We start from the raw sequence: 12,656 nt of genomic DNA, 5'->3' as shown, positions 1-12,656 counted from the left end.
ATAATTCATGAAAGCGATATTATTAATATGGCAAGTGAATAAGAGTGGATTTGTTAGCTACAATGTGGCGCAAGACTCACTTATCCTTAATCTGAGGATGAGTGAGTCTTTTTTTGTCAAAAGGGAATGAAAATGATTATTAAAAAAATACTGAATAACGGCGGAGTAGTGACCACTAATAAAAATGGGGCAGAAATTGTTGTCTTGGGAAAAGGAATTGCTTTTGGCAAAAAGGTGGGGGACACCATTCCTAAAGACAAAGTTTATAAAATTTTCTCTCCGGTAAGTGACGAACAAAGAAAAGTTTTATTGCAAACGATTCACGAAACAGATCCCATCTTTTTTCAAATTGCACAAAAAATTGTTGATAGGTTAAAAAAGGAAGAAGGGATAGAGCTCGCAGACAGTGTTTATATTACATTGACTGATCACTTGGCAACCAGCGTAGAAAGGGGAAAGAAGGGACTTTATTTAAGCAATAGTTTTCTGTGGGAAATTCAGAATTATTATCCGAAAGAGTATAGATATGGAATTTGGGCTTTAAAGTTATTAAATAAGCAGTTTAAGTTAAATTTTCCAGAAGATGAAGCCGGTTTTATCGCCGTTCATATTATTAGTGGAGAGTTAGGTAACGATATTAGTGATTTCAAGAAATCAGTTGATTTTATTAAGGAAATTACCAAAATAGTTCGTTATTACTTTAAGATAAATATTGATTATCAATCTTTAAGTTATAACCGGTTCGTAATACATTTAAAATTTTTTTGGAAATATATGGTCTATCAAAAGGATAAAAAATCGTTTGGTGACTTGAGTAGTGAAATTCTTGAAGTCATAAAAAACAGTGATGTTGCCGCTTATAAATGTGCTTTGAAGATCAAAGAATATATCACTAAGACATACAATTATGATCTTAGCAACGAAGAAGTAATGTATTTAGCCATTCACATAAACAAAATAACTTCAGAAACGGAGAAAAAGAATGAAATACGAAGAGATGATTAAAGAAATTTTAGCTGCAATTGGAGGTGCAGATAATATTCAATCTGTGGTCCACTGTTCAACTAGACTGCGGTTTGTTTTAAAAAATGATCAAAAAGCAGATCCCAAACAAGCCGAAAAGATTGACGGTGTCCTGCAAGTAATACAAAAAGGGGGACAATTCCAATTTGTAATAGGAAATAATGTGGGAGAAGTATACGACCAACTTGCAAGTGATATTAAGCTGGAAGACTCTCAATCTAATGCTAAAAATTCAAGTGGTGAGAAGAAAAAAGTAAGTATCTTTGATGCAATTATCAGTGCGATCACTGGTTCAATTGCCCCTGCTATACCTTTATTAGCGGGTGCTGGTATGGGTAAGGTTTTACTCTTGATTTTGACAATTACCCATGTAATGTCTGATAAAAGTCAAACATACCAACTTTTAAATTTAATTTTTGATACGGGATATTATTTCATTCCAGCTTATGTAGGCTTTTCTGCCGCAAAAATATTTAAAACGGATAGTATGCTAGGTGCCTTTATCGGTTTAGTTACCGTCAATCCTAATTGGGTGGGCATCGTAACAGCAAATAAACCATTTAAATTTTTAGGGTTGCAAGTGCCACTAATTCAATATTCTTCGACTTTAATCACTGCAATTCTGTCTGTGTGGATAATGTCGTACATTTATAAGTTTGTTAGGAAAATCACACCAGGTATGGTTAAAGTTTTCATGGAACCAATGCTGACGATGTTAATTACTGCTCCCTTAGTATTTTTATTTATTGGTCCACTTTCAAACTGGATTTCTCAAGGTATTGCGTTTATTTCAATGTGGTTATTTCATAATGCCGGCTTCATAGCAATTCCTATTTTAGCTGCCGCATATCCATGGTTGGTTTCAGTTGGTATTCATAAAGCTTTATCGCCTATTAGTATTCAATTAGTGGCAGAACAGGGTTTTGATCCGATTATTCGTGTCGTTGCGCTTTGTTCTAATATCTCACAAGCGGCAGCCTCTCTTGCAGTTGGCTTAAAAAGCAAAGATAAAAAGTTAAAATCTCTTGCCCTTTCGTCAAGTGCGACGGCTTTTTTAGGTGGTATAACAGAACCGGCATTATTTGGTGTCAACCTTAAGCTAAAAAAGCCTATGTATGGCGCAATGATTGGAGGAGCAATTGCCGGCTTAGTAGCCAGTTTCTTGAAGTTAAAAGCATTCATTTATGTTACTCCCGCTATTTTAAGTTTACCAATGTGGGTTTCTAAGACTGAAAACTTTGTCATTCAGGCAATCATTATTATGATAGTTGCCAGTATTGTCACTTTCATAGCTACCTGGCTAATCGGCTTTGATGACCCGGTTCAGACAGAGCAGGCAGAAAGTAAACAAGATAAGGTTAATTCACAACGTCATCCAAGTTTTAACTTAAAAGCACCTGTTAAAGGAAAACTAGAAGACATTACACAAGTTAGTGATCCGACATTTTCAAGCAACGTAATGGGAAAAGGAATTGCCATAATACCAGAAGAAGGTCGAATTGTTGCACCTGCTGATGGAATAGTTAGCGCCGTTTTTGAAAGTCAACATGCGATTGGATTGCATTTAAAAAATAACGCAGATGTTCTAATTCACATTGGCATAGATACGGTTGAATTAAAAGGTCGCGGCTTTGAGCAATTTGTCAAAAAGGGAGACGAGGTTAAAGAAGGACAAGAGCTGATTAGATTTAATATTGCTGAAATAAAAAAAGCAGGCTATGATCCCACGGTTTTAATGGTTGTAACCAATACTAAGGACTTTTTGCAAGTGTTACCAATAATAGATAAAGAAGCAGCAAAGAAAAATGTATCGGATAACGACAACGTTATGTTACTAGTTTAGGAGAAAATATGGATTATTATAATGTTCCCCCAAATTTCATTTGGGGCTTGGCAACTTCAGCAAATCAAGTTGAAGGAGCCTGGAATGAGGGTGGAAAAGGTTTTTCAATTGCGGATGTTGAAAAGTACGATTCAGCTAAAGACCAAAATGATTATCAAAAAGTAAACCAAATAACGACTAGTGATATTCAAACAGCAATGGCAGATAAAAACATGGCTGCTTACGGTAAAAGACATGGGGTAGATTTTTATCATCGTTATGACAGCGACCTGACTCTTTTAAAACAAACGGGAATCAGTGCTTTGAGAACTTCAATTGCCTGGAGTAGAATTTTTCCTCAAGGTGACGAAAAAGAACCCAATTTAGATGGCTTAAAATTTTACGACCACTTATTTGCTAAGATGCAGGCTTTAAAAATTCAACCTATAATCACTTTGTCCCATTATGAAATGCCACTGCAATTAGTATTAAAATATAATGCTTGGTATGATAAAAAGGTTGCTGATTATTTCGTTAAATTCGCTAAATTAGTCATTGACCGCTATCATGGGTTGGTAAAATACTGGATACCCATCAACGAAATAGATAGTATTTTGCGCCACCCATATTCTTCTGGAGGATTAGTTGAAGATAGGTTTCCGCATAAAAATTTTCAAGAGGTAATTTATCAGGCTCTGCATAATCAAATTACTGCTTCTGCAGCGATTACCAATTACATTCATGAAAATTATCCTGACCTGATGGTTGGCAGTATGATCACTAGTACGATGGTTTATCCTTATAACAGTGATCCGCAAAATATGCTGCAGGCTACCGCGGTGATGCGGGAAAGTTTGAATTTTAGCGACGTGCAGATACGAGGTCAATATCCTTCTGTTTTATTGCAGAAAATAAAGAATTTACAACTTGATGTAAAAATGACAAAGCAGGATTTACAGATCATTGCCAAGGGCACAGCAGATTTTGTTGCCTTTTCATATTATTCTTCTGTTTGTACTGCTTATAATACTGAGGGACTCAAGGTCACGAAGGCTAACAGAACCGCAGGAGTGTTTAATAAATATCTCCCTGTCAGTGAATGGGGCTGGCAAATAGACCCAATCGGTTTAAGATTAACATTGATTAATTTATATGATAGATACCAAAAGCCCTTGTTTATAGTTGAAAATGGACTGGGTGCTAAAGATACTTTGACTAAAGACCAAAGGATTCACGATGAGTATCGCATTGATTATTTGAAAAAACATATTGCACAAATGCTTGAATCAGTTAATAATGATGGTATTGAATTAATGGGTTATTTAATGTGGGGGACAACTGATATGGTTTCAGCTTCAACTACTCAAATGTCTAAACGTTATGGCCTAGTTTACGTTGATCTCGATGATTACGGCAAGGGAACGTATCAGCGATATAAAAAGGATTCTTTTTATTGGTACAAAGATTTATTATCTTATGATCGACAGATACCCAAAAAGTTTTTTGAATAGGACAATTTTTACTTAAATAAAAAGCCTGGGAGGCCCCAGGCTTTTCTTATTTCTTAATGTTATTGTTCATAGTTGAATGGCGCATGCCATAAACCAAATAAATAATAATGCCAATAATTGACCAAATTAACATGTATTTCTTAGCTTGAAGATCTAGGCCCCAAAACACAGCTAATGAACCTAAAAATGCTAAAAGCGGTAAAACAGGGTACCAAGGCATTTTGAATGCTGGATCAACGATGTCTTTTCCTTCTCGCGGTCTTAAACGGTAAATTCCAATTGACACGAACATAAAGGCAATTAAAGTTCCGGCAGAAACTAATTGTGTTAGGAAGGTAAATGGTATAAAAGACGAGATAATGATTGAAACAATGGCGATGGTCCATAGCGAATTGGCTGGGCGATGTTCACAATTTAACTTACCCAGTTTTTTAGGTAACATGCCATCACGTCCAAGTGAGTAAACTAAACGTGAGCTTGCCATACAAAGCCCAATTAAGGCCGTAAACATACCTAAAATTGCGATTGATTGCACAATAGTAGCAATGTGAGTAAAACCGGTTTTTCTCAAAGCATAACCAACTGGCTCAGCCGAGTTTAGGTATTGTTGATAAGGCACCATGCCCACCAGAACTAAGCTTACTGCCACAAACAAAGCCACAGCAATGAGCAATGAGCCAATAATTCCTTTTGGCAGTGTTTTTTGAGGATTAACAGCTTCTGCTGAGTTAGACGCTATGGTATCAAATCCTAAAAATGAAATATAAATCATGGAAACCCCAGCGTAAATACCTTGCCAGCCACCAAACGGTCCCTTTGCAGTTGCGCGGTAATGAGGAATAAATGGAATAAAATTAGCTTTTTTAACAACTGTCAAGCCCACAATAACAAAAAGCAATATTGCTAAAACTTTGACTACTACTAACACATTTTCTACGCGAGAGGCTTTTGAGACCCCGAAACTGACTAAAAATGCGGCCAGTAAAATTGCTATTAATGCCACTAAATCAACTAAACCACCATTGACACCTAATGGATTAGCTAAGGCAGCTGGTAATTTCCAACCAAGCGGTGCAATTAATGCACGCAGATTAGCTGACAAGCCTGAACTAATAAAGGCCATTCCAATTAAATATTCAGCTAATAGGGCCCAGCCGGAAAACCAACCCCAAAATTCTCCAAAAATCACGTTAATCCAAGAATATACGGAACCAGCAAAAGGCATTGCCGCAGCCATTTCTGCATAAGCAAATGCAACTAAACCAGCTACAATTGATGCTATGACACATGAAATAGCCACCGCGGGTCCAGTATGTAAAGCTGCAACTTCACCTGGTAAAGTAAAAATTGAAGTTGAAACTATAGTTCCTACACCAAGCGCCAAAAAATCACGCACTTTAAGTGTTCTAACTAAATGACCGTCTTTTTCCTGATAAATGCCAGGATCTTCTTTACGGTTCATTTTTTCCCATAAATTCACTGTTTATGCTCCTTAAAGTTTAGTGTTTAATTTACAAATTAATTTATCACCGAACCAGCAAAAAGTTCACACAGTAAGTGACTAAGGTGTGAACTTTTTTATATAAATTAAAAGATCAGAACTAACATTTTTTGCAAATTAACAATTTCAATAAAAAAAGTGGTACCTAAATTAATAATTCTCGTACCAACTTTTTGATAAATTTTAAGAATAACTCAATTTATAATCGCTATATAAATATCCAAAAAATTCATTAAAAACCATGATACAAATTTTTATAGTGAAAAGCAAGAACTTGTGTCTTTTGCATACCTAAAATCCGGTTTTCAAGATCGTCAATTACCAACATTTTTGCTATACTGGTTCAAGGTGAGAGTAATGAACGAACTCGAAAAAAATGAAATTTTAGGTGACCTATACGCATACTATGGTCGTCTTTTAACCAGAAGCCAACAAAACTATTTTGAGGATTATTATTATAATGATTTATCTTTAGGAGAAATAGCTGCCAACCATCATGTTTCTCGGCAGGCAGTCTACGATAATTTACGTCGCTGCCGTAAACTATTAAAAAATTACGAAGATAATTTACATATGAAGCGTGATTACAATAAAATAGAGCTTAATTTAGACCAAGTTATATCCGCAATAAAAGAAGACAATCCAAATGAGGCTCTGGAGCTGTCTACTAATCTATTAAAACAACTAAGGGGAGAATAAATATATGGCATTTGAAAATTTAAGTGAGAGGATTCAAAAGGCCTTAAAAAATTTAACCGGTAAAGGAAAAATATCAGAAGACGATATCAACAGTGCCAGTCGTGAAATAAGACTTGCCTTGCTTGAAGCCGACGTCAATTTTAAAGTTGTGAAAGACTTTATTAAGAAAATTAAGCAGGAAGCACTAGGAAAAGAAGTCCAAGAAAGTCTTAATCCCGGTCAACAGGTTATTAAAATTGTCAATGATGAATTGACTAAGATGATGGGTGATAGTGCCGTAACTTTAAATAAGTCTAAGCACATTCCAACCATAATTATGATGGTGGGACTTCAAGGTACTGGTAAAACTACTACCGTCGGCAAGCTGGCCAACCTATTAATGCAAAAAGAAAAAGCCCGCCCCTTATTAATCGCAGGCGATATTTACCGTCCTGCTGCTATTGACCAGCTGCAGCAAATTGGCGACCAATTAAAAGTTCCGGTTTATAGCGAAAAGGACCAAAAAGATGTGGCTCAAATTGTCCAAAACGGTTTGCGTCAAGCTGAAACAAACAAAAACGATTATGTCATTATCGATACGGCCGGTCGTCTGGAAATCGATGAACCGCTAATGGCAGAACTTGAGCAAGTTAAAAAGGTGGCGCAGCCAGATAACATTTTATTGGTAGTAGATGCCATGACGGGTCAAGCTGCAACTGATGTTGCCAGAGGATTTGATAGCCGCTTAGATATTACCGGTGTCATTTTAACTAAACTTGATGGTGATACCCGTGGTGGTGCTGCTCTATCAATTAGGGCAGTGACAGGCAAACCAATCATTTATACTGGGCAGGGTGAAAAACTAACTGATTTAGAACAATTCTACCCTGACCGGATGGCATCAAGAATTTTGGGCATGGGTGACATGCTGACTTTGATCGAAAAAGCTCAACAAGATTATGATGCTAAAAAGGCTGAAGAAGTTGCTGAAAAGATGAAGGAAAATACTTTCGATTTCAACGACTTTGTCGATCAACTGGAACAAGTTGAAAAAATGGGGCCTCTTGATCAATTAATGAAGATGATTCCGGGGATGGCGAACAATCCGCAACTTAAAAATGTCAATTTTGATAAAAAACAGATTGTTTATGTTAAAGCCATTATTTCTTCTATGACAAAAGAAGAACGTGAGAACCCTGAATTACTTAACCCTAGCCGTAGAAGAAGAATTGCAGCAGGTTCTGGACGACCGGTAGTTGAAGTCAACAGAATGATTAAGCAATTTAAACAGGCACGCGATATGATGAGCAAAATTACCAAGGGTAATTTTAAAGGAATGGACAATCTACCGGGGATGAACTCTCCTATGGGACGAATGGCTATGCGTCACATGGGGAAGAAATTTAAGAAAAATAAGAAAAAACGGATGAAGGTCAAGAGATATCATTCATAAAAAAGCACCTGTTAAGTAAAAACACTTTACACCTAAAAAAATAAGTGCTATATTATTTAACGTAACTTTTAGGAGGAATAAATTTATGTCAGTAAAAATTCGTATGCGCCGCATGGGTGCTAAGAGAAAGCCATTTTATAGAATCGTTGTCGCTGATTCAAGAATGCCACGTGATGGTCGTTTTATTGAAGAAGTTGGTTACTATAACCCAGTTTCTGTTCCTAAGGAATTGAAATTAGACGAAGACAAGATTTTTGAATGGTTGAAGAAAGGTGCACAACCTTCAGATACTGTACGTTCACTTCTTTCAGGTGCAGGCTTAATGAAGAAACTGCATGATTCCAAATTCAATAAATAGTGAATCGTTTGTTAAAAGTTTGAAGTTGACTACTTCAAACTTTTTTCTTTGACTAGGAGAAATTATGCAATTTTATGATGTTGCACGGATATTGTCTACTCACGGACTTAAAGGGGAAGTAAAAGTTGCGTTAATAACCGATTTTCCTGAAGAACGGTTTGCCTTGAATAAAAAGTTAGCTATCAAAAATGATCCCGAAACGGTTTTAACAGTCAAAAAAAGCAGACCCTTTAAGCAATTTTGGCTGATACAATTTAATGAAATTACCGATATTAATAGTGCTGAAAAGTTAATTGGTAAAACTTTGGTTGTCAGCGAACAAAATCAACATGAACTGCCTGCAGGATCTTATTATTATCGCGATATATTGGGCTGTGATGTGATAGATAATCAATCGGGGGCTAATTTGGGTCAAATAACTGGTATTGAAACTCCTGGTGCGAACGATGTCTGGGAAATTACCGAAGAAAACGGTAATGAATATTTAATTCCCTATATAGATCAAGTTGTTAAAAAAATAGATGTTGAACATAAAAAAGTTTTTGTAGAACTCTTGGAAGGATTACGCAATGAAGATTAACGTATTGACGCTTTTTCCGGATATGTTTACTCCGCTGACGACTTCAATGCTCGGGCGTGGTCTTGAGGATCGTAAATGGCAGCTCAACTTAGTCAATTTTCGTGATTTTACCACTGATGTTCACCATCACGTTGATGATAGTCCTTATGGTGGTGGCGCTGGCATGGTCTTGCAAATTATGCCGATCAAAAAGGCACTCGACTCAATTAAGAATAAAGGCAAAGTAATCATTACCGCACCTCAGGGTAAAACTTTTAATCAAAAAATGGCTCAAGAGTGGTCTCAAGCAGAAAATCTCACATTTATTTGTGGTCACTATGAAGGCTTCGACCAGCGCGTTTATGATCTAGCTGATGAAATTGTTTCAATCGGTGATTATGTCCTAACGGGTGGGGAATTGCCGACAATGAGTATGATTGATGCCACAGTTAGATTGATACCGGGAATTTTAGGCAATGATGCCTCACCAGTGGAAGAAAGCTTTGCTCACGGCTTGCTGGAATATCCCCAATATACTAGACCTGATGATTTTGAGGGTATGAAAGTTCCTGCGGTTTTAACGTCTGGCAATCACCAAAAAATAGCTCAATGGCGGCACAAGGAAGCTTTACGGGCAACTTATTTGTATCGCCCAGATTTGCTTAAAAATTATACTTTGAGTAAAGAAGAAGAAAAAATGCTGGCGCAAATAGAGCAGGAAGAAGATCAAACTTGATTTTAGCTGTTAATTTTGCTAGTATAACTGAGGTGTGAATTTATTTTGCACTAATAGTTAGGGGTATTCCGCTGACGTAGAAAACGCTAATGAATGCCGCAGAAGGAGAAAATAAAAATGGATCCATTAATTCAAGAATTAACCAAAGAACAATTACGTGACGATATTCCTGACTTTCGTGCAGGGGACACAGTTCGTGTTCATGTTCGTGTTGTTGAAGGCTCACATGAACGTATTCAGATGTTTGAAGGCGTAGTTATCAAGCGTAAGGGAACTGGCATTGGTGCCAGTTACACTGTACGTAAGATCGCATCTGGTGTTGGTGTTGAGCGTACTTTTCCAGTAAACGATCCACGTGTTGCCAAGGTTGAAGTATTGCGTCACGGTCGTGTACGTCGTGCTAAACTTTACTACTTACGTGATCGTCACGGCAAGTCTGCTAGAATTGCAGAAAAGCGTCGTTAATTAACGCTTAAGTAAAAGAGAATCATTCCGTAAAGGGATGATTCTCTTTTTTGTTTATGTTAAAATCTTCAGCAAAATATTTTTTATGGAGGGTAGAATTATGAATGAACCATTTTTATTAAATTTTGATACTAGTCCAAAAGCAGTTTTAGAACCAGAGCACGAAAAAGAAATTAATCACTTTCATTTTCAACCTAAATTACTGTTTGCCTTTTTAACTACTGCTGCAATCAATAAATTTTTAGTTGGTCGTCCTCATAAACAAGTGGGATTTTTTGAATGTTTTGAAGGAAAAACTCCCATTTATGAAGTTGATTTAGATGGAGCAAAGTTTACCCTTTGTCAGGCTAAAATGGGGGCCGCGGCCGCTGTGCAACTGTTAGATTGGTTAATAGGCTACGGTGTTAAACAGATTTTAGCAATTGGCTCAGCAGGTTGTTTGGTTGATTTACCGGAAAATTATTTTCTGGTGCCTACAAAAGCCATAAGAGACGAAGGTACGTCATTTCATTATTTAAAACCAGGGACATTTGTCGAGTTAGAATCCGCATTTTTAGACAAAACAAAGAAACTAATGAGCGAAAATGGATTTACGGTTAAGGAAGTAACTACGTGGACTACTGATGGTTTTTTTAGAGAAACTGCCAAGAAAGTAAAACAGGCTAAAGCACTGGGCGCCTCATGTGTTGAAATGGAATGTGCAGCGCTCGCTGCTTGTGCACAATTTAGAGGGGTCGACTTTGCACAAATATTATTTACAGCGGATTCTCTTAAAGACGTAGAAAAGCATGATGAAAGAGGCTGGGGCAGGGATGCTCATGAAGCAGCAATTAATTTAGCAGCTAATATCATTAGTGAAATTTAACCAAGTTTGTGAAAAAATACTGCTGTGGAACCAAAGTGAAACAGCCACATAATTCACAAGTTATCTAAATACCTGCCTAATAATCAACGTTTTTGCTTATAAAAATTTGTGAAAACAAATATAGCATTGCTTGTGGAAAGTTACCTTTTTCCTTTCGTAAGAGTATTTTAAGCCGTTTTAAGATAGTCATAAAAATGACTAAAATACTTGTTAGCTTAGCGAAACCTTAAATTTAGCCAGATTAAGGCTACGGTTAAAATGAGTCTTATGAACCAGTGAATCCAAGTAATTTGGTGATGGAGAGAAAAACCATTTGCTAGAGCGGTAAATAAAAGTGCTACTAAAAATATAGTAGTTAAAAGTGGTATCTTTAGAATACTTCCAGCAATAATGCCTAATGCAAACAAAACGTTGATCATGATCAGCCAAATTGGCAGACTAATGATTAGCAGAAAGCTGGCGCTAATCATAAGAGCACCATAGATAATAGTTAAAGAGATTGTTAGATATGACATTTTAATACCTCCTGCTAAAATTTAATCATCTGGGGTCGACCCTACGTCAAGGAGATAATTATGTATTTGAAAGAATTTATCCAAAAGGAAAATACTACACGTGATACAGTTAGACATTATATCTACTTAAACTTATTAAATCCTGCTCGTAAGGGAAGAAACTATTGGTTTACTGAAAACGAATGTGATATTTTTGAAACAGTAAAAGAGTTTCAAGACTTAGGTTTTTCACTGCAAGAAATTAAGGAAATAAAAAAACTACACGATGAATCGTGTAGTACTGAAAAGCAGCGTAAGCAAAACTTAAAATTGATTGCAGAAAAAATCACTACTATATCTGCCAAAATTAACAAATTAAAAATGCAGAAAAAGGTACTGGAAGAAGTAGGAGAAATTTTACAGAAAAAAAGCACTATTGAATCAAGAGAAAAATAGTGCAAATTTTTAACTTAAACTATGGAACTCCGATAAAGACCAACAACTTTACCCAGGATATGTACACTGGACAAGATAATCGGATCCATCGTATCATTTTCAGGTTGTAGGCGATAATGACCTTTTTCCTTATAAAAGCGTTTGACGGTGGCTTCATTTTCATCAGTCATGGCTACTACTATCTCACCGTTAATTGCCGTACTTTGCTTGCGGACAATGACATTATCACCATTTAAAATACCAGCATTAATCATACTTTCACCGTGAACTCTCAACATGAAGAGGTCACCAGCATCATTAGCTAAATCAGGCGGCAGAGGAAAATAATCTTCGATATCTTCGACTGCTAAGATTGGTTGACCAGCAGCCACATCACCAATAACAGGAATTTCATTAGGCTTGATGCCAATAGCTTTTTTGCCTTCTTCAGTTATTTCAAGAGCTCGGGGTTTCGTTGCATCTTTAATTAAATATCCTTTACGCTCTAAACGAGATAAATGTCCGTGAACTGTAGAAGTTGACGATAGGTCAACTGCATGGCAAATTTCACGAACAGTTGGTGGAAAGCCGCGATCTGCCACGGTTTCATAAATATAACGTAAAATTTGTAACTGCTTGGTATTTTGTTTCGTCGTCATTGTAATCTCCAGTATTTTAAACGTTTTCTTGATACTATTTATTTTAGCAGATTTATTTTGATACTACAAACAAATGTTCTGAAAAATCTTAAACTTT

Annotated in this window: 14 protein-coding genes; 11 read left to right on the top strand and 3 right to left on the bottom strand. The window is 36.4% G+C overall.

What is annotated here, in order from left to right:
* Positions 1-132: 132 nt before the first annotated feature.
* Genes H3T47_RS06780 through H3T47_RS06770 form a run of 3 tightly spaced genes read left to right on the top strand, consistent with a single transcriptional unit; the run spans position 133 to position 4,356 of the window.
* Positions 133-1,005: a PRD domain-containing protein gene (locus tag H3T47_RS06780; protein WP_199282968.1), complete on the top strand. Its 873-nt coding sequence runs from the start codon at positions 133-135 to the stop codon at positions 1,003-1,005.
* Positions 983-2,866, top strand: a complete 1,884-nt coding sequence (locus H3T47_RS06775; RefSeq protein ID WP_199282967.1) for a beta-glucoside-specific PTS transporter subunit IIABC — start codon at positions 983-985, stop codon at positions 2,864-2,866. The genes H3T47_RS06780 and H3T47_RS06775 overlap by 23 nt, the downstream gene beginning before the upstream one ends.
* 8 nt (positions 2,867-2,874) lie before the next feature.
* Positions 2,875-4,356: a glycoside hydrolase family 1 protein gene (locus tag H3T47_RS06770; protein ID WP_199282966.1), complete on the top strand. Its 1,482-nt coding sequence runs from the start codon at positions 2,875-2,877 to the stop codon at positions 4,354-4,356.
* A gap of 46 nt (positions 4,357-4,402) precedes the next feature.
* Here the strand turns inward: H3T47_RS06770 and H3T47_RS06765 are convergent, their stop codons facing one another.
* On the bottom strand, positions 4,403-5,836 hold the full coding sequence (locus tag H3T47_RS06765) for an amino acid permease (protein ID WP_199282965.1): 1,434 nt from the start codon (positions 5,834-5,836) through the stop codon (positions 4,403-4,405).
* Between the two features lie 378 nt (positions 5,837-6,214).
* On the opposite strand from H3T47_RS06765, the gene ylxM reads away from it, so the two are divergent.
* From ylxM to H3T47_RS06730, 7 genes are all read left to right on the top strand, one after another.
* A complete protein-coding gene (gene ylxM / locus H3T47_RS06760) occupies positions 6,215-6,556 on the top strand; it encodes a YlxM family DNA-binding protein (protein ID WP_199282964.1) in 342 nt (113 codons plus the stop codon).
* Positions 6,557-6,560: 4 nt separating this feature from the next.
* Entirely contained in the window at positions 6,561-7,988 is a 1,428-nt protein-coding gene (gene ffh / locus H3T47_RS06755; protein WP_199282963.1) for a signal recognition particle protein, read from the top strand.
* A gap of 85 nt (positions 7,989-8,073) precedes the next feature.
* The gene (gene rpsP, locus H3T47_RS06750; RefSeq protein WP_038523039.1) at positions 8,074-8,346 is read left to right on the top strand and encodes a 30S ribosomal protein S16; all 273 of its coding nucleotides are present in this window, start codon (positions 8,074-8,076) and stop codon (positions 8,344-8,346) included.
* Between the two features lie 64 nt (positions 8,347-8,410).
* Entirely contained in the window at positions 8,411-8,926 is a 516-nt protein-coding gene (rimM, locus tag H3T47_RS06745) for a ribosome maturation factor RimM (protein WP_199282962.1), read from the top strand.
* Entirely contained in the window at positions 8,916-9,641 is a 726-nt protein-coding gene (gene trmD / locus H3T47_RS06740) for a tRNA (guanosine(37)-N1)-methyltransferase TrmD (protein ID WP_199282961.1), read from the top strand. Before rimM ends, trmD begins: the two co-directional genes overlap by 11 nt.
* 117 nt (positions 9,642-9,758) lie before the next feature.
* Entirely contained in the window at positions 9,759-10,106 is a 348-nt protein-coding gene (rplS, locus tag H3T47_RS06735) for a 50S ribosomal protein L19 (protein WP_038523030.1), read from the top strand.
* A gap of 100 nt (positions 10,107-10,206) precedes the next feature.
* Entirely contained in the window at positions 10,207-10,971 is a 765-nt protein-coding gene (locus H3T47_RS06730) for a nucleoside phosphorylase (protein ID WP_199282960.1), read from the top strand.
* 215 nt (positions 10,972-11,186) lie between these two features.
* Here the strand turns inward: H3T47_RS06730 and H3T47_RS06725 are convergent, their stop codons facing one another.
* Positions 11,187-11,486, bottom strand: coding sequence for a hypothetical protein (locus tag H3T47_RS06725; protein WP_199282959.1), 300 nt, complete (start codon positions 11,484-11,486; stop codon positions 11,187-11,189).
* A gap of 60 nt (positions 11,487-11,546) precedes the next feature.
* On the opposite strand from H3T47_RS06725, the gene H3T47_RS06720 reads away from it, so the two are divergent.
* A complete protein-coding gene (locus tag H3T47_RS06720) occupies positions 11,547-11,921 on the top strand; it encodes a MerR family transcriptional regulator (RefSeq protein WP_199282958.1) in 375 nt (124 codons plus the stop codon).
* A 14-nt stretch (positions 11,922-11,935) separates the two neighbouring features.
* Here H3T47_RS06720 and lexA read toward each other — a convergent pair whose 3' ends face one another.
* The gene (gene lexA / locus H3T47_RS06715) at positions 11,936-12,559 is read right to left on the bottom strand and encodes a transcriptional repressor LexA (protein ID WP_038523018.1); all 624 of its coding nucleotides are present in this window, start codon (positions 12,557-12,559) and stop codon (positions 11,936-11,938) included.
* Between the last annotated feature and the right edge of the window lie 97 nt (positions 12,560-12,656).

Source organism: Lactobacillus sp. W8093 (genome assembly GCF_016100925.1).
In the GTDB taxonomy this organism is placed as follows: domain Bacteria; phylum Bacillota; class Bacilli; order Lactobacillales; family Lactobacillaceae; genus Lactobacillus; species Lactobacillus helsingborgensis.
Note: the sequence above shows the minus strand (reverse complement) of the source record. Positions and strands in the feature narration are given on the sequence as shown.